The organism is Acidovorax cavernicola, assembly GCF_003581445.1.
The window spans coordinates 1-21,054 of sequence record NZ_QXMN01000012.1 but is presented as its reverse complement, the minus strand read 5'-3'; the positions used below and the strand labels follow the sequence as shown (position 1 = coordinate 21,054).

Below are 21,054 nucleotides of genomic sequence, written 5' to 3'. Positions count from 1 at the left end.
TTGTCGGCTGGCATGCCCTGCATAGGGCACGTTGGCTGGGAGAGATCGAAAAGCGAACGGACCGCACTGCCCGTGGGTACGGGCCGTGGATCGTCGCGGAGGAGGCCTAAATTCTACGGGCCAGTTCGGCCGCCTTGCCGGTGTAGCTCGCGGGCGTCATGGCCAGCAGGCGGGTTTTCTCTTCCTCGGGAATGGCCAGCGAGCGGATCAGCCCGTGCAGCGCCTCGGCCGTCACGGTCTTGCCGCGCGTGACTTCCTTGAGCTGCTCGTAGGCGCCCTGCACGCCGAAGCGGCGCATCACGGTCTGGATCGGCTCGGCCAGCACTTCCCACGAAGCGTCGAGGTCGCCGGCGAGCGCTTCTTCGTTGATCTCGAGCTTGCCCAGGCCGGTGGCCAGGCTCGCGTAGGCCAGCGTGGCGTAGCCGAAGGCCACGCCGATGTTGCGCAGCACCGTGCTGTCGGTCAGGTCGCGCTGCCAGCGGCTGATCGGCAGCTTCTCGCTCAGGTGGCGCAGCACCGCATTGGCCAGGCCCAGGTTGCCTTCGGCGTTCTCGAAGTCGATCGGGTTGACCTTGTGCGGCATGGTCGACGAGCCGATCTCGCCCTTCTTCAGGCGCTGCTTGAAGTAGCCCAGGCTCACATAGCCCCAGATGTCGCGCGAGAAGTCGACCAGGATGGTGTTCACACGCGCCACGGCGTCGAACAGCTCGGCCATGTAGTCGTGCGGCTCGATCTGGATGCTGTACGGCTGGAAGCTCAGGCCCAGGCCCAGCGGCGCGGGCGTCTCGACGACCTTGCGGCTGAAGGCTTCCCAGTCGAACTCGGGCCAGGCGGCCAGGTGGGCGTTGTAGTTGCCGACCGCGCCGTTCATCTTGCCCAGCAGCTGCACGGCGGCAATCTGCGCGCGGGCCTTGGTCAGGCGCACCGCCACATTGGCGATTTCCTTGCCGACGGTGGTCGGGCTGGCGGTCTGGCCGTGGGTGCGCGAAAGCATCGACACGTCGGCGAACTGGTGCGCCATCTCGCGCAGCTTGGCGATCAGGCCGTCGATGGCTGGCAGCACCACGGTGTCGCGTGCGGCCTGGATCTGCAGGGCGTGGCTGGTGTTGTTGATGTCTTCGCTGGTGCAGGCGAAGTGGACGAACTCGGCGGCGGCCACCAGCTCGGGCCGGGCTTCGAACTTCGACTTGATCCAGTATTCGACGGCCTTCACGTCGTGGTTGGTGGTCTTCTCGATGTCCTTGATGGCCAGGGCGTCGGCCTCGGAGAAATGCGACACCAGCCCCATCAGGTACTTGCGGGCGCCGCCCGTGAGGGGCTTGAACTCGGCAAAGCCGCAGTCGGACAGCGCGATGAACCAGGCCACCTCCACCTGCACGCGACGGTGCATGTAGCCCTGTTCGCTCATCAGCGGGCGCAGGGCCGCGAGTTTGGCCGCATAGCGGCCGTCAAGGGGGGAGAGGGCGGAGACGGTGGAAAAGCTCATGCCCGAATTTTAGGCGGCCGCCGGGTGGGCGTGCCGCGGGGGAATTCGGGTGCCGTCATTTTCCGTTCACCTAAAATGCCTGCGAACAAACGTTAACAAGCGATGGGGAGAGAGCCTTCATGAAACTGATCGGATCCGCCGCCAGCCCGTATGTGCGCAAGGTGCGCGTGGTGCTGGCCGAAAAGCGGCTCGACTACCAGTTCGTGATCGAAGACGTCTGGTCGGCCGACACCACGATCGCCCATTCGAACCCGCTGGGCAAGGTGCCGTGCCTGATCATGGAAGGCGGCGAGGCGATGTTCGACTCGCGCGTCATCGTCGAGTACATCGACACCCTGTCGCCCGTGGGCAAGCTCATTCCGCAGCAAAGCCGCGAGCGCGCCGAGGTCAAGACCTGGGAAGCGCTGGCCGATGGCGTCATGGATGCTGGCGTGCTCTGGCGCCTCGAGGCCACCTGGGCCGGCCGTGCCGACGGCGAGCGCAGCGCCGCCTGGATCGAGCGCCAGCGCGTCAAGGTCGAGGCTGGTGTGGCTGCGATGGCCAAGGGTCTGGGCGACAAACCCTTCTGCAGCGGCATCCACCTGAGCCTGTCGGACATCGCGGTCGGCTGCGCGCTGGGCTGGCTGGGGTTGCGCTTTCCCGAGATCGACTGGCGCGGCGAGCACGCCAACCTCGCGAAGCTGTACGACAAGCTCATGCTGCGGCCGAGCTTCATCGACACGCAACCCTGAAAAAAAGCGCCGACCGGCGCTTTTTTTTTGGGAGTTCCCGTTCTGGGGATGAAGACAAAAATGCTGCGAGGCGCCCCGACACGAAGGAGGGAGGGAGGGAGGAGGAGAAGAATCGCCTCGGGATTTCAACCGGACGGCAGGCGCCCGGAAGACCTCGCAACATGAAAACCTGTGGGCCTTGGCCGCCCACCCGAAGTATGAGCGCGGCCCCGGCACACGGTTCCCGGTTGAGTCGTAAACGTTTGTGACGGAAAGTTCACATTGCCGAGCCGCCTTTTGGGCGACACGGTCCTAGTTCGCCCCGAGTTGCTTCTCGATGACGTTGATGAAGCCGTTTTCGTCCGGCGCCGTCATGCTCGACCACGCCTGCACCACCTTGCCGTCGCGCCCGATCAGGTACTTGTAGAAATTCCATTTCGGCGTCGTGCCCGAGGCCTGCGCAAGCTGCTTGAACAGCGGGTTGGCGTCGGTGCCGCGCACGGCCGTCTTGGTGAACATCGGGAATTTCACGCCGAAGGTGCTTTCGCAGAAATCCGCGATCTCCTTGTTGGAGCCCGATTCCTGCGAGAAGTCGTTCGACGGGAAGCCCAGCACCACCAGTCCGCGCTCGCGGTACTTCACGTCGAGCGCCTCCAGACCCTTGTACTGGGGGGTGAAGCCGCAAAAACTGGCCGTATTGACCACCAGAACCACCTTTCCAGAGTACTGGCACAGGTTCTGGGGCTTTTCATCCTGCAGCCGCGGGAAGGTGTGCTGCAGGATCGCCGGGCATCCCGCGCCGCCGCCGACCGCCGGTACGGCAGGGGCTGTCTGGGCGTTCGCGGCCAGGGCCGCCGACAGGCCCGCCACGAGGGAAAAAGCCGTGGCGCAGCGCCGCAACGTCGACAATCGGGCGGGGGTTCGCATGGCAGGCTCCTGATTCGAAAAGGGGGATGTGCATCCGTCGCGCGAGGGCGCACGTACACGCATCATCGCGCGTCTGTCATGGGCGCGCCAAACGGGCCGACTAAAATCGGCGGCCATAGAAAGACTTTGATGCTGTACCCGGAACTCTTCAGACAACTCGAATCCGTCCGCTGGGACATGGACAAGGACATTCCCTGGCAGTCGTTCGACGCCTCCTTGTTGACCGAAGAGCAGGCGCAGACCATCAAGATGAACGCGATCACCGAGTGGGCGGCATTGCCGGCCACCGAGATGTTCCTGCGCGACAACCGACACGATAGCGACTTTTCGGCGTTCATGTCGATCTGGTTCTTCGAGGAGCAGAAGCACTCGCTGGTGCTCATGGAGTACCTCAAGCGCTTCAGCCCGCAGCATGCGCCCACCGAGCAGGAGCTGCACGATGTGCGCTTCGACTTCGACCCGGCCCCGCCGCTCGAAACCCTCATGCTGCACTTCTGCGGCGAAATCCGCCTCAACCACTGGTACCGCCGCGCCGCCCAGTGGCACACCGAGCCGGTCATCAAGCACATCTACACCACGCTGAGCCAGGACGAAGCCCGCCACGGCGGCGCCTATCTGCGCTACATGAAGCGCGCGATGGAAAAGTTCGGCGACGAGGCGCGTGCCGCCTTTACCAAGGTCGGCGTGCTGATGGCCAGCGCGCGCCGCACGGCGCAGGCGCTGCACCCGACCAACCTGCACGTCAACAAGGCGCTGTTCCCGAACGACACCATCCAGAGCCGCATGCCCGACCCGGACTGGCTCGAGCACTGGCTCGACAACCAGATCAAGTTCGATGCCGTCTGGGAAACCAAGGTGGGCGAGCGCATCCTGCACAACCTGAGCCTGCTGATGAACCGCAGCTTCAAGACCGTGCAGGAGCTGAACCGTTACCGCAAGGAAATCACCGCGGCGCTCGGCCCCAGGCCGGAATACCAGGGCGCCTGAGTCGCCCCGACGCACCGAAAGATCGCCCCGCATGCCGGGGCGATTTTTTTGAGCGCGCGCTGTCACAGCGCGCCGGCGTCGAACGTCTAATCGGGCATGGACGACCCGACCCTCACCTTCGACACCCACCGCCGCCGCCTGCAAGGCATCGCCTACCGGATGCTCGGCTCCGTCGCCGAGGCCGAAGAGGTGGTGCAGGACGCCTGGCTGCGCTGGCATGAAGCCGACAAGGAACGTCTGGACAGCGCCGAAGCCTGGCTCGTGACCGTCGTCACGCGCCTGTCGATCGACCGGCTGCGCACCGCCAAGGTCCAGCGCGAGCACTACATCGGCCCGTGGATGCCCGAGCCCACGCTCACGGCGTCGCCCGACACGCCCGAAGAGGTGCTCGAACGCGCCGACAACATCTCGGTCGCCTTCCTGGCCGTGCTCGAGCGCCTGGCGCCCGAGGCGCGCGCCGCCTTCCTCATGCGCGAGGTGTTCGACGCCGACTACGACGAGATCGCCCAGACCCTCGGCAAGAGCGAGGCGGCCTGCCGCCAGCTGGTGCATCGCGCCAAGACCCAGGTGCAGGAGGCCCGCCCGCGCTTCCAGGTCTCGCGCGAAACCCACCAGCGCCTGCTGCGCGCGTTTGCCGACGCCGCCGCGCGCGGCAGCCTGCAGGACCTGAAGGCGCTGATGGCCGAGGACGTCGAACTCATCGGCGACGGCGGCGGCAAGGTGCAGACCTTCAGCAAGGTCCTGCGCGGGAGCCAGCGGCTGGCGCAGCTGTACTTCGCGCTGTGGCGCCGCATGGGCGCCGGCGTGCGCATGGAGCTGGTCGAACTCAACGGCGAGCCCGGGATGCTGCGCTTTCTCGACGGCGAACTCGAATCGGCCCAGACCTTCGAGATCGAGGGCGAGCGCATCGTGCGCATCCGCGCCCAGCGCAACCCCGACAAGCTGGCGCGTATCGCGCAGCTTTTCGCGGCCAAACAGGGCGACTGAGCGAAAAAAAGCGGGCGGCGTGTCACAGCGCCGAGGGCTGGCGCGTCTTCAGGGTGCAGCAAGCAGATTCGATTGCTCTTTTCTTCACCCACCACCCTGGAGTACATGCCATGAGCCAAGCCCCCGCCCTCCGTCTCGCCTGGACCAAGTTCGCCCCGAAGTCCTTCCAGGCCATGATCGCCGTCAACGGCAGCTTCGAGTCGAGCACGCTCGGCAAGGTGCTGATCGACCTCGTCTTTGCCCGCGTCTCGCAGATCAACGGCTGCGCCTACTGCCTGGACATGCACGTGCGCGACCTTCGCGTGCAGGGCGAAGACTGGCAGCGCATCAACAGCCTTGCCACTTGGCGCGAGGTGAGCCTTTTCAACGAACGCGAGCGTGCGGCGCTCGACTGGGCCGAGACGCTGACGCGCCTGGCCGACCATCACGCCGAGCGCGACACCGAATTCGAAGCCCTGAAGGCCGTGTTCAGCGACCAGGAAATCGTCGAGCTCTCGCTCGCCGTGGCACAGATCAACGCCTGGAACCGCCTGGGTGTGGGCCTGCGTTCGCAGGTCGTGCCCAAGGCGATGCCCTGAGCCTGAACGCAGTGGCGCGCGTCAGCGCCGCTCCACCACCATCGGTGCGATGCGCAGGTTGTCGCGCAGTTGCGTGACGGCTTCGCCCGCTGCATTGCGCGACGGGAACGGCCCGGCCTGCAGTCGATGCGTGCCGGCTTCGCTGAACACGCGCAGCTGCGGTGCCAGCGTTGGCAGGCCGCGTGCCGCCTGGCTTCTCAAGGTCTCGGCGCCATCGCGTTCGCGGAAGGCGCCGAGTTGCACCCAGAAGCCGGAGGTGGCAGCGGCGGACGAAGGCGTCGATGCGGCCGCGGGCGCCGAGAGCGGGGCCAGCGGTGCGAGGTCGGTCACCACCATCGCTTCACGCGGTCCGGCCGGTGCTTCGGGCTCCGACGGTGCGGAGGCCATCACGGGCGTCTGTGGTGCCACGGGCATCGTCGCCGCAGGAGTTGCAGGTGCCGCAGGCGCAGCGGCCGTCATTGCGACAGGCGCCACCCAGGCCGACGGCACGGCCACCGGCGCTGCGGCCACCCGGGGCGCAGGAGTTGGCGTCGGTACAGGTGCCGCGGCATAGGCCGTGCCCGCATCGCGCCGCCACGCACCCGTGCGAATGTCTTCGTTGGTGATGCGTTCGATTTCCACCGGCGCCACGCCGCGCAGCAGGTCGAGCTTCAGTGCGGCCGTGTAGCTGAGGTCGATGACGCGGCCGTCCACGAAAGGGCCGCGGTCGTTCACCCGCACGATCACTTCGCGCCCGTTGGCCGGGTTGCGCACGCGCACATAGCTCGGCAGCGGCAGCGTCTTGTGCGCGGCCGTCATGGCGTACATGTCGTAGGGCTCGCCGCTGGCGGTGGAGGCCGCATGGAACTTGCGGCCGTACCACGAGGCGATGCCCGATTCGCGGAACGGCCGGTCGTCGGTGATCGGCTGGTAGCCGCGGCCCAGCACCGTGTAGGGCTTGCTGGTGCCGCCGCTGCTGCGGATGGCCTCGATGCGCGGCTCGGCGTCGGGCACGCGGTCGAGGTCGGCGGGGATGTTGGTGCCGGGGCCGTCACGCCCGCTGGCCACGCCGCCACCGCTGCTACGCGGCCCGCTGGCGCAGCCCGCGAGAAGTACGGCGAAGGCGACCGCACACGCTGCGGCTACTCGTTGTCGATGGGGCCCGTGCCAGAAACACCGCGGAACCGGCTCTGCCGGGCCGCTGGTGTTGCCCCCGGTGAGGGGGTTGGCGAAGCGACACGCAGTGCGCGCAGCCTGGGGGTGAGCCAATTCAGCCAAAGACCGCCTTCCACAGCGCCAGCATGGCGTCGCGCTCGGCGCTCAGGGCAGGTGGCGTGACCTGCGTCGGTTCTTCGTTCAGGCGCGCAGTGTGCTGCACGCGGCGCAGCTCGCGGTAGGCCTTGGCCGCGTCGCGGCCCACGCCTTCGGGCAGCAGCCCGGCCTGTTCGGCGCGCAGCAGCAGCGCGATGTTGCCCAGGTTGGGAATCAGCTCGGGGTGCGCGCCCGAGGCCGACAGCACCAGGAACTGCACCGCGAACTCGGCATCGACCATGCCGCCGGGGCTGTGCTTCACGTCGAAGCGGTCGGCCTTGACGGGGCGGGCGCCGCGCAGCTTGTTGCGCATGCCGATGATCTCGGCCTTCAGCGCCTCGCGGTCGCGCGGGGCCACGAGCACGGCCTCGCGCACCTGGTCGAAACGCGCGCCGAGTTCGGCGCCGTGGTCTTCGCTGCCGAGCACGAAGCGCGCGCGCGTCATGGCCTGGTGCTCCCAGGTCCAGGCGGTGTTGCTGCCGCGCCCGAGCTGGTACTTCTCGTAGGCCTCGAAGCTGGTGGTGAGCAGGCCCGAGTTGCCGTTGGGCCGCAGCGCGGTGTCGATTTCGAAGAGGTCGCCCTCGCGCGTCTTCACGGTGAGCCAGTTGATGAGCTTGCGCACGTAGGCCGCGTAGACCTCGCCGGCGCGCTCGTCGTCATCGTCGTAGACGAACACGATGTCCAGGTCGCTGCCGTAGCCCAGCTCTTTGCCGCCCAGCTTGCCGTAGCCGATGATGGCGAACTGCGCCACCTCGCGATGGCGGTTGCGCACATGCGGCCAGCACCAGCGTGCGGTCACGCGCAGCGTGGTGTCGGCCAGTGCGCTGAGGTCGTCGGCCACCTGCTCGACGGTGATGCGGCCGTCCACGTCGCGCGCCAGCGTGCGGAACACCTCGGCGTGGTGGGCGTGGCGCAGCAGGTTCAGCAGGCGCTCTTCATCGGCCTCACCGGTGCGGGTGAGCGAGGTGTGGCGCGCTTCCAGCTCGCGCTCGAACTCCTCGGCGACGAAGCGGCCCGAGAGCATCTCGTCGCTCGCGAGTTCGTCGATCACGCCGGGGTGCTGCATCAGGTAGCGCGCCGGCCATTTCGCGGCGCCCAGCAGGCGCAGCAGGCGCTCCTGCACGGCGGGGCGTTCGACCAGCAGCGCCAGGTAGCTTTCGCGGCGCATCAGCGGCTCGATCCAGTCGGCCCAGCGCATGGCGGCATCGACGTGGCGTGGTGTCTGTCCCGCGCCGTCGCCGTCGGGCTCCTTCAGCCACTGGCCGGTGCGCTGCACCAGCTGGCGCAGGCGGCCGCGCGTTTCTTCGCGCAAGGCGAGCACGCGCGGCGTTTCGCACCAGTCGCGGATGCGTTCGGCGAACGCGGGCGGCAGGTCGTCGAGCAGGTCGACCAGGTCGGCGGGCGCCGCGGCCTTCTTGCCGTTGCACTTGCCGTTGCAGGGCTTTTCGCCGCCCAGCAGCTTGTCGAATTCCTGGGCCACGAACTCGCGGTGCGTGTCGAGCTGCTCGAGGAAGGGGCAGCAGTCGGCATAGCCCATCGACTGCGCGATCCAGCGCAGGTCGTCGTCGTTGACCGGCAGCACGTGGGTCTGCTGGTCGTCGAGGTACTGGATGCGGTGCTCCACGCGGCGCAGAAACTCGTAGGCCGCGGCCAGCGTGTCGGCCGTGTCCTGCGGCATGAGGTTGGCGCGTGCCAGCCGCTGCAGGGCATCGAGCGTGGGGCGGGTGCGCAGTTCGGGGAACTGGCCGCCGCGCACCACCTGCAGGAGCTGCACGGTGAATTCGATTTCGCGGATCCCGCCGCGCGAGAGCTTCACGTCGTTCGCGCGCTCGGGGCGTCCGGCACTGCGGCGCGCCGACTGCTCGCGGATCTGCCGGTGCAGGATGCGCAGCGAGTCGAACACGCTGTAGTCGAGGTAGCGGCGGAACACGAAGGGCAGCACCACGTTGCGCAGCGCCTGGGCATGGCCGCCGAGCACCACGTCGCGCGGCGCGACCACGCGGCTTTTCATCCAGGCAAAGCGCTCCCATTCGCGGCCCTGCACCTGGAAATACTCTTCGAGCGCATCGAGCGAGACCACGCTCGGGCCCGAGTTGCCGTTGGGCCGCAGCGCCAGATCGACACGGAACACGAAGCCGTGTTCGGTCACGTCGCCCACCAGCGCATAGATGCGCTTCACGGCGCGCGCGAAGTACTCCTGGTTCGAGAGCTTGCCGCGCCCGTCGGCATCGCCGGCCGTCTCGCCGTCGACGTCGTACAGGTAGATCAGGTCGATGTCGCTGGACACGTTGAGTTCGCGCGCGCCGAGCTTGCCCATGCCGATCACCCACAGCTGCGAGCGCTGCCCTTCGGGGCCGAGCGGCGCGCCGTGCTGGGCGTCGAGTTCGTGGCAGGCGTCCTGGCAGGCGATGTCCAGCGCCAGTTCGGCCAGCTCGGTGACGGCGGTGGTCACCACCGCGAGCGGGGCCTGCTGGTCGCAATCGAGTGTGACCAGACGTTCCATCGTGAGCTGCCGCACGATGCGCAGCGCATCGCCCACGGCCACGCCGCGTACGCGCAGGGCGTCGTAGGCGACGGTCATCGATTCGCGCCGGGGCTCGCCGGGCGGCAGCAGGTCGAGCTCGGCCGCATAGCGGCGGCGCAGCCGCTGGACGAATCGGGAACTGGAGGAAAACGCGGGAGGCGTCGGATTGGATGGCAACTGATTCACACTGGTGTGGGTTGGCGCGGAACCCGGCTCAAGGCTGGCGGTCATAATTCCCGACACAGCGCGATCCTCAATGAACGACACGGCGTCTTCCCCTTCACGTCTGCTCCAAATCACCGCTGTGACAGCGCGCTGGCTATTGGGTCTGCTTCTCGCTGCGTGGCTTCTGCTGGCGCTGTCAGTCGTGGTCCTGCACGCGTGGATTGTGCCGCGAATCGGCGATTTTCGCGGTGCACTCGAGGCGCAGGCTAGCAAGGCCATCGGTGTCCCGGTGCGCATCGGCGCCATCACCGCCCGCTCCGAAGGGCTATTCCCGGCCTTCGAACTGCGCGACGTGGTGCTGCAGGACGCAGACCAGCGCGAGGCGCTTCGCCTCGTGCGCGTGGTGGCGAGCGTGTCGCCGCGGTCGCTGTGGCGCCTCAATTTCGAGCAGCTCTACATCGAGGGCCCGCAGCTCGATGTGCGCCGCGACACTCAGGGAAAACTCCATGTGGCTGGATTGCACATGGAGACCGATACGACCGGAGAAACCCGCGCCGCCGACTGGTTTTTCGCGCAGCGCGAGTTCGTCATCGCGGGCGGCACCGTGCGCTGGACCGACGAGCAGCGCGGTGCCGAGCCGCTCTTGCTGACCGACGTGAGCTTCGTGGCCCGCAACGGCGCGCGCCGCCACGGCCTGCGGCTGGACGCCACGCCGCCGGCCGGTTGGGGCGAGCGCTTCACGCTGCGCGGCCAGTTCCGCCAGCCGCTGCTGTCGCTGCGCAGCGGCCACTGGCAGACCTGGGACGGCCAGCTCTATGCCGACCTGCCCTACATCGACGTCACCCGGCTCGGCCAGTACGTCTCGCTCGACGCACGCATCCGCGAAGGCAACGGCGCGCTGCGCGTGTGGGCCGACGTGGACGACGGGCGCGTCGTCGGCGGTGCCGCCGACCTGGGACTGAACCGCGTCGACGCTTCGCTCGGCAAGGGGTTGCAGCCGCTGGTGTTGCGCGCCGTCACCGGACGGCTGGCGGGGCAGCTGAACGCCGACACCTTCGAGTTCTCGACCACCGCGCTGCAGTTCGACACCGTCGACGGCCTGCGCTGGCCCGGCGGCAACCTGTGGCTGCAGCACACACCGGCCAAGGGCCGCACGCCCGAGCACGGCGCGCTGAAGGCCGACCGGCTCGATCTCGCGGCGCTGGCCCTCATCGCCGACCGCCTGCCGCTGGGCGAGGCTACGCACCGCCTGTTGGGCGCCTATGCGCCGCGCGGCCTGGTCGAGCGCATCGACATGAACTGGCAGGGCGCGCCCGACGCGATCGCGCGCTACCAGGCCAAGGGCCGGGTCAGCGGGCTGCGCGTGGCATCGCAGCCGGCGCCGGCCGCCACGGCCACCCCGGCGCCGACCACGCCAACCACTTCGGCACCGGCGGGCACCGCTGCCGCGCCGCCCCGCATCCACCCCGGCACCCCCGGCCTCAGCGGCGCCACGCTCGACTTCGATGCCAGCCACACGGGCGGCACCGCCACGCTGGCCATGGCCAAGGGCACGCTCGAATTCCCCGGCGTGTTCGAAGACCCGGTCATCCCCATCGACCGGCTCTCGACCCAGCTCCAGTGGAAGCTCGACAACGGCGCCATGCAGGTGCAGATGTCGAAGCTGCGCTTCGCCAACGTCGACGCCGAAGGCGAGGCCGAGGCCACCTGGCGCACCAGCGACCCGGCCACCTCGAGCAGCCGCGCGCAGCACCCCGGCGTGCTCGACCTGCAGGGCAAGCTCACGCGCGCCGACGGCACCCGCGTGTTCCGCTACCTGCCGCTGGACATCCCGCAGCACACGCGCGACTACGTGCGCGAGTCGGTCATCAAGGGCACGGCCAGCAGTGTCGACTTCCGCGTGCGCGGCGACCTGCACGACATGCCCTTCATGGACCCGAAGCAGGGCGAGTTCCGCATCGTGGCCAAGGTGTCGGATGTCCACTATGCCTACGTGCCGCCCTCGCTCGCGGCGGCCACCGCGACCCCGCCGTCGCGCACCGGCCCGCCCGCCGCGCCGCCGCCGGTGTGGCCGGCGCTCACCGGGGTGTCGGGCGAGCTGGTGTTCGAGCGCGCGGGCATGCTGGTGCGTAATGCGCGCGGGCGCATCGCGGGCGCGCCCGGCGTCGAGATCACGAAGGCCGAGGCGCAGATCGCCGACATGTCGCACCACGCCGCGCTGCTGCGCGTCGACGCGCAGGCCAAGGGGCCGCTGGGCGAGGTGCTGCGCGCGGGCGCACCGCTGGCCGGTGAGGCCGGCCCCTTCCTGCAGCACGCGCGCGCCACCGGCTCGGCCGACTACAAGCTGCGACTCGACCTGCCGCTGGAAAACGTCAACAGCACCAAGGTGCAGGCGACGGTGACGTTGGCCGACAACGAGCTGCAGGTGGTGCCCGAGGCCCCGCCGTTCACGCAGGCGCGCGGCACGCTCAACTTCACCGACACCGGCTTCTCGCTGGCCGGCGTGCAGGCCCGCCTGCTGGGCGGCGAGGTGCGCGTCGAAGGCAAGGGCCGCTTCAGCGGGCCGCAGCGTGAACTGGCATTCAAGGCGCAGGGGACGGCGAGCGCCGAAGGCCTGCGCGGCGCGCGCGAGGTCGACTGGCTCGCGCGTCTGGCCAAGCACGCCACCGGCAGCACGCCGTACGCCGCGACCTTCTCGATGCGCGACGACACGCCCGAGTTCTCTCTCTCCAGCAGCCTGCAGGGGCTGGCACTGCAACTGCCGACGCCGCTCGTGAAGACCGCCGAGGAGCAGATGCCGCTGCGCATCGAAAAGAAGGTGCTGGCGCGCGACGCCCGCCGCGCCACGCAGGACCAGCTGACGCTCGAACTCGGGCGCATCGGCACGGTCCAGTACGTGCGCGAGCTGTCGGCCACGGGCGAGGCGCGCGTGCTGCGCGGCGGCATCGGCATCGGGCTGGCGCCGGGCGAGACGGCCTTGCCGTCCGACCGGGGCGTGTTCGCCAACATCAACATCGCCAAGCTCGACATGGGCGCCTGGCAGACGCTCGTCGGCTCCGGCGCGGCAGCGGCCGCCGGCGAGCGCGCCGACGATCCCGACCTGGCCTATCTGCCCACGCGCATCGCCGTGCGCGCGCAGCAGCTGGGCATCGCGGGACGTACCTTGCACAACGTGGTGCTCGGCGGCACGCGCGAAGGGGCGCTGTGGCGCGCCAACGTCGACGCCAGCGAACTGAGCGGCTACGCCGAGTACAGCCACAGCCAGGCCGGCAGGCTCTACGCGCGGCTGGCCCGATTGAAGATCGCGCCGGCCGAGGCCACGCAGGTCGAGGCCCTGCTCGACGAGCAACCCGGCACGCTGCCGGCGCTGGACATCGTGGTCGACGACTTCGAGCTCTTGGGCAAGCGCCTGGGCCGCGCCGAGATCGACGCCGTCAACCGGGGCGGGCGCGAATGGCTGCTCAACAAGCTGGCGTTCGGCGTGCCCGAAGCCACCTTCATCGCCAAGGGCACGTGGGCCGCGCCCGCCGGGGCGAGCGCAGGCCAGCGCCGCACGGCCATGAACTTCAAGCTCGACATCGCCGACGCCGGCGACCTGCTCACGCGCTTCGGCATGCCGGGCGTGCTGCGGCGCGGCAAGGGCCGCCTCGAAGGCGAGGTGAACTGGCGCGGCTCGCCGTTCTCGCTCGACTACCCGAGCCTGAGCGGCCAGCTGCAGGTCGACGTGGAGCAGGGCCAGTTTCTCAAGGCCGACCCCGGCCTGGCCAAGCTGCTGGGCGTGCTGAGCCTGCAGGCGTTGCCGCGCCGGCTCACGCTCGATTTCCGCGACGTCTTCAGCCAGGGCTTCGCCTTCGACTTCATCCGCGGCGACGCGAAGATCAACCGGGGCATCGCCAGCACCAACAACCTGCAGATGAAGGGCGTCAACGCCGCCGCGCTCATGGACGGCTCGGCCGACATCGTGCGCGAGACGCAGAACCTGCGCGTGGTGGTGGTGCCCGAGATCAACGCCGGTACCGCGGCGCTGGTGGCCACGGCCATCAACCCGGCCATCGGTCTGGGCACTTTCCTCGCGCAGTGGGTGCTGAGCAAGCCGCTGGCGGCCGCCGCCACGCAGGAGTTCCACGTCGAAGGCACCTGGGCCGACCCGAAGATCGCCAAGGTGCCGCGCTCGCTGCAGCTGCTGCCCGGCCTGCCGGGCGCGCCCACCACGGGCGAAGGCAAGAAAACGGAGACCACGCAATGAAAGTCGCAGCCATCCAGATGGTGTCCGCCATCACCCGCGAAGCCAACCTCGTGCGGGCCCACGCGCTGCTCGGGCAGGCGGCGCGCGACGGCGCCGAGCTCGCGGTGCTGCCCGAGTATTTCTGCATGATGGGCGCGCGCGACACCGACAAGCTCGGCCTGCGCGAGACGGCCGGCGCCGGCACCGTGCAGGGCTTCCTGGCCGATGCGGCGCGCGAGTTCGGCCTGTGGATCGTCGGCGGCACGCTGCCCATCGAGAGCGACGACGCCGACCACGTGTTCAACAGCTCGCTGGCCTTCTCGCCCGACGGCAAGTGCGTGGCGCGCTACGACAAGATCCACCTGTTCTTCTTCGACAACGGCACCGAGCGCTACGACGAGCGCCGCGTCATCGCCCCGGGCGCGCAGCCCGTGGTGTTCGAGCTGCCTTCGCGCGACGGCCACGCCTGGCGCGTGGGCATGAGCGTGTGCTACGACCTGCGCTTTCCCGAGCTGTACCGCGCGCTGGCGGCGCAGGGCGCCGACCTGCTGCTGGTGCCCAGCGCCTTCACGCGCACCACCGGCGCCGCGCACTGGGAGGTGCTGCTGCGCGCCCGCGCCATCGAGAACCTGGCCTGGGTGGTCGCGCCCGCGCAGGGCGGCACGCACGAGAACGGCCGCCAGACCTGGGGCCAGTCGCTGGTCATCGACCCCTGGGGCACCGTGGTGGCGCAGCAGGCCGCCGAAGAGGGCGTGGTGCTGTTCGACCTCGACGCCCGCCAGGTCGAGCGCACGCGCGCCCAGTTGCCCGCGCTGACGCACCGCGTGCTCGCCTGACGATGGCCGACGAGGCGCTGGACGTTCCCGCACCGCCGCCGCCCCCACAACAGCGGCAGCGCCCGGCATGGGTCGTCGCCTTCGCGCGCCTGCGCTCGCTGTGGCAGCGCTGGTTCCTCTGGCTGCTGCTGGCGGTGCTGGTGTCGGCGCTGCTGGTCACCGTCGTGTGGCTGGCTGGTCGGCACGAGATCGAGCAGGTGCAGGCGGCGCTCGAGCGCGACACCGCCGACGCCGTCGTCGACCTGCGCAGCGGCCTGCAGCGCAACGCCCAGAGCCTGCGCGCCACGCTCGCGCCGGGCATGGAGCGCGCGCACTGGGCCGACCGCGCGGCGGCGCAGCTGCGCGAGCACCGCGAATGGCTGCGGCTCGAATGGCGCGACGCCGAACTGCAGCCGATCGAGGCCGTGAACACGCCCTACCGCATGCGCCTGCTCGAGGAGAACACCCGGGGCCCCGCGCAGGCCGACGTGGTGCAGGCCTGCGCCACCGCGCGCAAGGCCGGCGCGCCCGCCTATTCGCCCAGTCACTATGTGCCCGTGGCCGGTGGCGGCGGCGTCGAGGTGATGGAGCTGTGCCTGCCGATGGACGCGGGCGACTACCTGGTGGCGAGCTATTCGCTGCGCGACACGCTGATCGAGCTGGTCGGCCCCACGCTCACGCGCGGCCAGGAGGTCGCCTTCACCGAGGCCGACGGCACGCGGCTGGTGGCGCTGGGCACCTCGCGGCGCATCGGCACGCGCGTGTTCACCTCGCAGCAGCGCATCGAACTGCCGGGCGCCTCGCTGATGCTGCGCGTGGACGGCTGGCGCGCCGCGCCCGACCTGTTCCCCAACATGCTCACCGCGCTGGTCACGGCGATCTCGATCGCGCTCGTGTCGGTGCTGATCCTGCTGGCGCGCGACACCCGCCGCCGCCTTCGCGCCGAGCGCGGCCTGGCCGACGCGCTGGCCTTTCGCAAGGCGATGGAAGACTCGGTCGTCACCGGCCTGCGCGCGCGCGACCTGCAGGGCCGCATCACCTACGTCAACCCGGCTTTCTGCGAGATGGTCGGCTTCACACCCGAAGAACTCATGGCCGACAGCGTCGAGGCGCCGTACTGGCCGACCGAGCTGGCGCACGAGTACCACCTGCGGCAGACGCGCCGGTTCGCGGGCGGCCTGCCGCCGCGCGAGGGCTTCGAATCGGTTTTCATGCGCAAGGACGGCACGCGCTTTCCGGTGCTGATCTTCGAGGCGCCGCTGATCAACGCGCACAAGGTGCAGACCGGCTGGATGAGCGCCTTCCTCGACCTGAGCGAACAGCGCCGCATCGAGGAACTCTCGCGCGCCAGCCAGGAGCGCCTGCAGGCCAGCGCGCGCCTGGCGACCGTGGGCGAGATGGCCTCGCTGCTGAGCCACGAGCTCACCCAGCCGCTGGCCGCCATTGCCAGCTACGCCACCGGCTCGCTCAACCTGATCGGGCCCGATGCCCGCGGCGAGCAGGCCGAGGTGGCCATGGCCGTGAAGCGCATCGCCGAGCAGGCCGACCGCGCGGGCCAGGTGATCCGTAGCGTGCACGACTTCGTGCGCCGGCGCGACCGCATGCGCGAGGCCGTGGCGCCGCAGGCGCTGATCGATGCCGTGCTGCCGCTGGTGCGGCTGCAGGCACGCAAGCTCGACGTGACGATCGAGCTCGTCTTCGAAGAGCGCCTGCCCGCCGTGGTGTGCGACCGCACGCTGGTCGAGCAGGTGCTGCTGAACCTGGCGCGCAACGCCATGCAGGCCATGGACGGCGGCGACCACGGCCCCGGCAGCCGCGTGCTGCGCCTGCGCGTGGCACGCGCCCTGCCCGTGGGCGCCACCGCCGTGCCGGCCGATGGCCGGCGCTGGCTCGAGTTCTCCGTGGCCGACATGGGCTGCGGCATCAGCGACGAGGTGGCGGCGCGCCTGTTCACGCCCTTCTTCACCACGCGCCCTGACGGCATGGGCCTGGGCCTGAGCCTGTGCCGCACGGTGGTGGAGCAACATGGCGGTGCGCTGGTGTTCGAGCCCAACAAGCCGCGCGGCACCGTCTTTCGCTTCACGCTGCCGAGTGCATGATTCACCCCCAGGCTTCGCGCACTTCGTGTCGCTTCTCCTTCCCCCTCGCCGGGGGCGACACCAGCGGCCCGGCGAAGCCGGTTCCGCGGTGTCCCTCGAAGGGCTCGCATTCGTTTTTGGAATTGAGATGCAACCGCTGATCGATGGCTTGATCTTTATCGTGGACGACGACGCCAGCGTGCGCGAGGCGCTGGCCTGGCTGCTGCGTTCGCGCCGGCTGGCCAGCGAGCACTTCGGCAGCGCCGAGGCCTTCGAGCAGTACCTGGCCGAGGCGCCGCTGCCCGATCAGCCGCGCTGTCTGCTGCTGGACGTGCGCATGCCCGGCATGAGCGGGCTGGTGCTGTTCGACCGGCTGGCCGAACGCGGCCTGCTGGCCGAGATGCCGGTGATCTTCCTGACCGGCCATGCCGACGTGCCCACCGCCGTCGAGGCGGTCAAGCGCGGGGCCTTCGATTTCTGCGAGAAGCCGTTCTCGGACAACGCGCTGGTCGACCGCATCGAGCAGGCGCTGGGCATGTCGCAGCGCGCCCTCGAGGTGCAGCGCGTGCGGCGCAGCCTGGCCGACCGCATCGCCGAGCTGACCGACCGCGAGCGCGACGTGATGCGGCTCGTGGTCGAGGGCCTGCCGAACAAGCTCATCGCCGACCAGCTCGCGATCAGCGTGCGCACGGTGGAAGTCCACCGCGCGCGCGTGTTCGAGAAGATGGAAGTGAAGTCGGCGGTGGAGCTGGCCAACCGCCTGCGGGAGCTCTAGCCCGCAGATCAGCTGTGCACGTGTTGCGCGGCGCCGTCTCGCGTGGCCATCTCGAGCATGCTGCGGCTGTCGAGAATGCCGACGACGTTGCCGTCTTCGCCCAGGCCGGCAATGGCGCCCTCGAACACGCAGAACAGCACGCAGCCGCCGTCGGAGCGGGGCTGATGGATGTCGCCGGCGGGCTCGTACATGTAGTCGCCCGGGCGGCCGATGTCGTTGCGTTCGTAGTAGATGTCGCCCTCGAGCACGATCACTTCGATGGCGCCCAGGTGATGGTGGACCGGTGCCTCGGTGCCGGGATCGACCTTCAGCAGGCAGGTGAAGCCGCCGCTGCGCCGGTTGATGCTCAGCAGCTTGTAGGCCACGCCGGGCATGACCCATGGCTTCCACGGATAGCTCTCGAGTTTCTGGAAATGCGGATAGGGCAGCGTGATGCGCGCGTGGGCGGCGCTGGCGGGCGGCGTGGCTTTCAGGGCGGTCAGGGTCATGGTGTCTCCGTGGGGTGATGCGGCCGGGATCGGCCTGCGAAGCCAGTCTAGGAGCGGCTTCTCACGCCAGGGCCGGTCGGCGCCAACGAAGCACGGGATGTCGAAAGCTGCGCGCTTTTGCGCAAGTGGCCGCGCTGCGTCGCGTCGCGCCGCTTGCTCAGCGCATGCGGCGGTAGGCGCTCGGCGCCACGCCGAGGAACGCACGGAAGCGCGTCGAGAAGTAGGCGGGGCTGCCGAAGCCCATGCGTTGGGCCACGGCCTCGACGGGCAGGTCGCTGGTGCGCAGCAGTTCGGCGGCGCCCTCCAGGCGGCGGCGCAGCAGGTACTGGTAGGGCGCCATGCCGCTGGCCGCCTTGAAGCTGCGGATGAAGTGGTCCTGCGACAGGTGCACCAGCCCTGCCAGGTCGGCCAGGCCCAGCGGCGTGGCCAGGTGCGCGTCAATGTGCTCGGTCACCCGGCGCAACTGCCGTGGCGTCAGCGTCGGCTGCCGGCGCATGCCCTCCGTGCGCGGCAGCACGCCGCGCCCCGAGGCCGAGTGGCGCCGCACGAGGTGATGGGCCAGCAGGTGCTGGCTCTGCGAGAGCAGCAACGAATCGGGGCTCATGGGTACGGTGCCGTACAGCTCCACCTCGCTCACAAGCATCTGGAAGAAGCCCTGCAGCCAGGGATCGCGGATCGCGAAGAAGGGGTCGATCTCCACCGCCGGCCCCAGGTCTTCCTCGGCCGCGACACGCGCGATCAGCGCTTGTCCGATGTACAGGTGCACCACGCCGCAGCGCCCGCCGATTTCCCATTCGGTGCCGTCGCAGGGGATGAAGCTCACGGTGCCCAGTCGCGAACGCGAGGCGACGAGCTTGCCGCGCTCGTACTTGCGCACCGCCGTGCTGCCGTTTTCGTGCAGCACCAGCACGTGATGCGCCGCGCCGTGAAAGGGCAGCCAGCACGCCTCCTGCTGCCAGCGGGCGGCGAACAGCTGATCGCCGCCTGTCACGAGGTAGTGGGGGCGCGCGCCGGTGCCCGCGGCGATGATGTCCGGGGCGAAGTGGGGTGCGGCGTGCGATGGGGCCGGCGCGATGGCGTTCATCGGAGTCTCCTCTCGTGTCCGCCCGGCGCGCATGGCGCGCATGGCGCGCGCCGCCTGGCGTGCAGGCCGCGATGTTAGGGCCGGCGGTGCCGTGCCCTGATGCGGGATTTCCTGACGGCGCCGCGCCTGTCGCTTCTCAGCGTTTCAGAAAAAGAAGCGGGGCCGCGCGACGTGCGTGCAGCCCCGACGCTCAGATTTTCTCGGCGACGAAGATTTCGACGCGGCGGTTTTGCGCGCGGCCGGCGGCCGTGCCGTTGTCCGCCAGCGGCTCGCGCGAACCGCGGCCGTCGGTGGTGATCACGGTGGTCGACACGCCGCGGCCCACCAGGTGGTTGCGCACGCTGTCGGCGCGGCTCACCGAGAGGCGTTCGTTGCCTTCCTCGCTGCCCGTGCTGTCGGTGTGGCCGACCACGCGCAGGCTGGCGGTTGTGGCGTTCTTCAGGCCCTCGGCGACCTTGTCCAGCACCTGCGCGAGGTTGCGCTTGACGTTGGCGCGGCCGGTGTCGAACGAGAGTTCATTCGGAATCACGACGTGAAGCTGGTTGTCGGTGGTCTGCTCGATCACCACGCCGGTGCCCTTGGTGGAGCTTTCGAGTTCGGCCTTCAGCGCGTCCAGGCGGGCGGTCCAGCTGTTGGCCGGAGCGGCCTGCTGTGCGGGCGGCGCTTCGGCGGGTGGGGGCGACGATGCGCAACCCGCGATGAACAACACTGCGGCCATCGCCGCGCTGGACACAACAAACTTCCTCATGAATTTTCCCTCTGCTTGGACCATTGAAAACCGGGGCGGGAACCGGCCGTTCGATGCGGCCGGTTTCCCGATGGGGGCGGGCTGCGATCAGCCGCGCTGCGCGCGTTCGCCCACGTAGATCTCGACGCGGCGGTTCTGTGCCCGGCCGGCGTCGCTGTTGTTGTCGGCCACCGGCTCGTGCGAGCCGCGGCCTTCGATGCGGAATGCCGCGGCGCTCACGCCGCGCGCCACCAGGTAGTCGCGCGTGCTGGCGGCGCGGTCCACCGACAGCGGGTTGTTGATGGCGTCGGAGCCGGTGCTGTCGGTGTGGCCGATGATGCGCACCTCGGCGTTCGGGTTGTTGCGCAGGCCGTTGGCGAACTGGTCGAGCACGGGCGCGAAGTTCGACTTGATGTTGGAGCGGCCCACGTCGAACGACACGTCGCTCGGAATGGCGAGCTTCAGCTCGTTGTTGGCCGTCTGCGTCACGGCCACGCCGGTGCCCTGCGTGGCGGCTTCCATCTGGCGCTTCTGGTTTTCCATGCGCTGCGACCACAGGTAGCCGCCGAGCGCGCCGGCTGCCGCGCCGACCACCGCGCCCGTGCCGATGGCACCGCGGTTGCCGCCGGTGGCCGAGCCGATCGCGGCGCCGCCCAGGGCGCCGATGCCGGCGCCGATGCCGGTGTTGCGCTGCGTGTCAGTCATGCCGCCGGCACAACCGGACAGGACGAGGGCGGCTGCGGTGGTTGCAAGAACGAACTTTTTCATGGCGATCCCTTTCAGGTTGAATCAAACGGGCCACAGCTTAGCCCCCGACGGGTACGCGATGGTACGTGCTCAAAGCCCTACGGAAAATAAGAAAACTTTCGCCATCGCGCGTAAATACTGCGATGATTGCTACTAAAGTTGTAGCAACAGGGTGCTTGTCCGACAGCGGCCTGCAGCGTGCGACTACACGAGCAATTCACACTTTGGGCGGCGGATCCTGGTCCGGACGCTCGGCGCCGGGGTCGGCGTCGGGTTCGTCATGCAATTCACCCTTGTTGCGCCCGGAAAACATGGTCCACCAGATGATCAAGATCAGGACGAGTCCCGCGGCGAGGGCTTCAAGCAGAATCAAACCCATGAGAAATGGACTCCAGTGGCTGGTTGGGCTTGCGATCGTAGCAACGCTCGCCGGCTGTTCCTTCGGCCCCCGCGCCCCCGAC

At 69.3% G+C, this 21,054-nt stretch carries 17 protein-coding genes; 8 read left to right on the top strand and 9 right to left on the bottom strand.

The window, feature by feature from the left end:
• Positions 1 to 106 precede the first annotated feature (106 nt).
• The gene (gene purB / locus D3H34_RS12120) at positions 107 to 1,486 is read right to left on the bottom strand and encodes an adenylosuccinate lyase (RefSeq protein ID WP_119553709.1); all 1,380 of its coding nucleotides are present in this window, start codon (positions 1,484 to 1,486) and stop codon (positions 107 to 109) included.
• Positions 1,487 to 1,605: 119 nt separating this feature from the next.
• Between purB and D3H34_RS12115 the strand changes: the two genes are divergently transcribed.
• Complete coding sequence (locus tag D3H34_RS12115) at positions 1,606 to 2,217, top strand: glutathione S-transferase N-terminal domain-containing protein (RefSeq protein WP_119553708.1); 612 nt, start codon at positions 1,606 to 1,608, stop codon at positions 2,215 to 2,217.
• A gap of 291 nt (positions 2,218 to 2,508) precedes the next feature.
• Here the strand turns inward: D3H34_RS12115 and D3H34_RS12110 are convergent, their stop codons facing one another.
• Positions 2,509 to 3,123: a glutathione peroxidase gene (locus D3H34_RS12110; protein ID WP_119553707.1), complete on the bottom strand. Its 615-nt coding sequence runs from the start codon at positions 3,121 to 3,123 to the stop codon at positions 2,509 to 2,511.
• A gap of 129 nt (positions 3,124 to 3,252) precedes the next feature.
• On the opposite strand from D3H34_RS12110, the gene D3H34_RS12105 reads away from it, so the two are divergent.
• The 3 genes from D3H34_RS12105 to D3H34_RS12095 all read left to right on the top strand — a co-directional run bounded on the left by D3H34_RS12105 (position 3,253) and on the right by D3H34_RS12095 (position 5,675).
• Positions 3,253 to 4,110 carry a ferritin family protein gene (locus D3H34_RS12105; RefSeq protein WP_119553706.1) on the top strand — a complete coding sequence of 286 codons (858 nt, stop codon included), beginning with the start codon at positions 3,253 to 3,255 and terminating at the stop codon, positions 4,108 to 4,110.
• A 96-nt stretch (positions 4,111 to 4,206) separates the two neighbouring features.
• On the top strand, positions 4,207 to 5,097 hold the full coding sequence (locus D3H34_RS12100; protein WP_119553705.1) for an RNA polymerase sigma-70 factor: 891 nt from the start codon (positions 4,207 to 4,209) through the stop codon (positions 5,095 to 5,097).
• Between the two features lie 110 nt (positions 5,098 to 5,207).
• Complete coding sequence (locus tag D3H34_RS12095) at positions 5,208 to 5,675, top strand: carboxymuconolactone decarboxylase family protein (protein WP_119553704.1); 468 nt, start codon at positions 5,208 to 5,210, stop codon at positions 5,673 to 5,675.
• 21 nt (positions 5,676 to 5,696) lie between these two features.
• On the opposite strand, the gene D3H34_RS12090 is transcribed toward D3H34_RS12095, so the two are convergent.
• The gene (locus D3H34_RS12090) at positions 5,697 to 6,722 is read right to left on the bottom strand and encodes a septal ring lytic transglycosylase RlpA family protein (protein WP_286185655.1); all 1,026 of its coding nucleotides are present in this window, start codon (positions 6,720 to 6,722) and stop codon (positions 5,697 to 5,699) included.
• A 202-nt stretch (positions 6,723 to 6,924) separates the two neighbouring features.
• Complete coding sequence (glnE, locus tag D3H34_RS12085; RefSeq protein WP_119553702.1) at positions 6,925 to 9,720, bottom strand: bifunctional [glutamate--ammonia ligase]-adenylyl-L-tyrosine phosphorylase/[glutamate--ammonia-ligase] adenylyltransferase; 2,796 nt, start codon at positions 9,718 to 9,720, stop codon at positions 6,925 to 6,927.
• A 25-nt stretch (positions 9,721 to 9,745) separates the two neighbouring features.
• Here glnE and D3H34_RS12080 point away from each other — a divergent pair, with 25 nt between their 5' ends.
• From D3H34_RS12080 to D3H34_RS12060, 4 genes are all read left to right on the top strand, one after another.
• Positions 9,746 to 13,900 carry a YhdP family protein gene (locus tag D3H34_RS12080; RefSeq protein ID WP_119553701.1) on the top strand — a complete coding sequence of 1,385 codons (4,155 nt, stop codon included), beginning with the start codon at positions 9,746 to 9,748 and terminating at the stop codon, positions 13,898 to 13,900.
• Entirely contained in the window at positions 13,897 to 14,715 is an 819-nt protein-coding gene (locus tag D3H34_RS12075) for a carbon-nitrogen hydrolase family protein (protein ID WP_119553700.1), read from the top strand. Before D3H34_RS12080 ends, D3H34_RS12075 begins: the two co-directional genes overlap by 4 nt.
• Positions 14,716 to 14,717: 2 nt before the next feature.
• A complete protein-coding gene (locus tag D3H34_RS12070) occupies positions 14,718 to 16,793 on the top strand; it encodes an ATP-binding protein (RefSeq protein WP_119553699.1) in 2,076 nt (691 codons plus the stop codon).
• Positions 16,794 to 16,920: 127 nt separating this feature from the next.
• Positions 16,921 to 17,547, top strand: coding sequence for a response regulator transcription factor (locus D3H34_RS12060; protein WP_119553698.1), 627 nt, complete (start codon positions 16,921 to 16,923; stop codon positions 17,545 to 17,547).
• Between the two features lie 8 nt (positions 17,548 to 17,555).
• On the opposite strand, the gene D3H34_RS12055 is transcribed toward D3H34_RS12060, so the two are convergent.
• From D3H34_RS12055 to D3H34_RS34240, 5 genes are all read right to left on the bottom strand, one after another.
• Complete coding sequence (locus tag D3H34_RS12055) at positions 17,556 to 18,035, bottom strand: 2,4'-dihydroxyacetophenone dioxygenase family protein (RefSeq protein WP_119553697.1); 480 nt, start codon at positions 18,033 to 18,035, stop codon at positions 17,556 to 17,558.
• A gap of 157 nt (positions 18,036 to 18,192) precedes the next feature.
• Positions 18,193 to 19,119, bottom strand: a complete 927-nt coding sequence (locus D3H34_RS12050) for a helix-turn-helix domain-containing protein (RefSeq protein ID WP_167481178.1) — start codon at positions 19,117 to 19,119, stop codon at positions 18,193 to 18,195.
• A gap of 190 nt (positions 19,120 to 19,309) precedes the next feature.
• Positions 19,310 to 19,867 (bottom strand): OmpA family protein, encoded by a 558-nt coding sequence (locus D3H34_RS12045; protein ID WP_119553695.1) that lies wholly within the window; start codon positions 19,865 to 19,867, stop codon positions 19,310 to 19,312.
• A gap of 87 nt (positions 19,868 to 19,954) precedes the next feature.
• Entirely contained in the window at positions 19,955 to 20,614 is a 660-nt protein-coding gene (locus D3H34_RS12040; RefSeq protein ID WP_062480790.1) for a YiaD family glycine zipper/OmpA-like lipoprotein, read from the bottom strand.
• A 196-nt stretch (positions 20,615 to 20,810) separates the two neighbouring features.
• Positions 20,811 to 21,054, bottom strand: a 244-nt coding sequence (locus tag D3H34_RS34240; protein ID WP_205736717.1) for a hypothetical protein, incomplete at its 5' end; no start/stop codon positions are given.

Coding starts and splice junctions, on each gene's coding strand:
- purB (WP_119553709.1), bottom strand. CDS start 1,486: ATGAGCTTTTCCACCGTCTCCGCCCTCTCCCCCCTTGACGGCCGCTAT.
- D3H34_RS12115 (WP_119553708.1), top strand. CDS start 1,606: ATGAAACTGATCGGATCCGCCGCCAGCCCGTATGTGCGCAAGGTGCGC.
- D3H34_RS12110 (WP_119553707.1), bottom strand. CDS start 3,123: ATGCGAACCCCCGCCCGATTGTCGACGTTGCGGCGCTGCGCCACGGCT.
- D3H34_RS12105 (WP_119553706.1), top strand. CDS start 3,253: ATGCTGTACCCGGAACTCTTCAGACAACTCGAATCCGTCCGCTGGGAC.
- D3H34_RS12100 (WP_119553705.1), top strand. CDS start 4,207: ATGGACGACCCGACCCTCACCTTCGACACCCACCGCCGCCGCCTGCAA.
- D3H34_RS12095 (WP_119553704.1), top strand. CDS start 5,208: ATGAGCCAAGCCCCCGCCCTCCGTCTCGCCTGGACCAAGTTCGCCCCG.
- glnE (WP_119553702.1), bottom strand. CDS start 9,720: ATGACCGCCAGCCTTGAGCCGGGTTCCGCGCCAACCCACACCAGTGTG.
- D3H34_RS12080 (WP_119553701.1), top strand. CDS start 9,746: ATGAACGACACGGCGTCTTCCCCTTCACGTCTGCTCCAAATCACCGCT.
- D3H34_RS12075 (WP_119553700.1), top strand. CDS start 13,897: ATGAAAGTCGCAGCCATCCAGATGGTGTCCGCCATCACCCGCGAAGCC.
- D3H34_RS12070 (WP_119553699.1), top strand. CDS start 14,718: ATGGCCGACGAGGCGCTGGACGTTCCCGCACCGCCGCCGCCCCCACAA.
- D3H34_RS12060 (WP_119553698.1), top strand. CDS start 16,921: ATGCAACCGCTGATCGATGGCTTGATCTTTATCGTGGACGACGACGCC.
- D3H34_RS12055 (WP_119553697.1), bottom strand. CDS start 18,035: ATGACCCTGACCGCCCTGAAAGCCACGCCGCCCGCCAGCGCCGCCCAC.
- D3H34_RS12050 (WP_167481178.1), bottom strand. CDS start 19,119: ATGAACGCCATCGCGCCGGCCCCATCGCACGCCGCACCCCACTTCGCC.
- D3H34_RS12045 (WP_119553695.1), bottom strand. CDS start 19,867: ATGAGGAAGTTTGTTGTGTCCAGCGCGGCGATGGCCGCAGTGTTGTTC.
- D3H34_RS12040 (WP_062480790.1), bottom strand. CDS start 20,614: ATGAAAAAGTTCGTTCTTGCAACCACCGCAGCCGCCCTCGTCCTGTCC.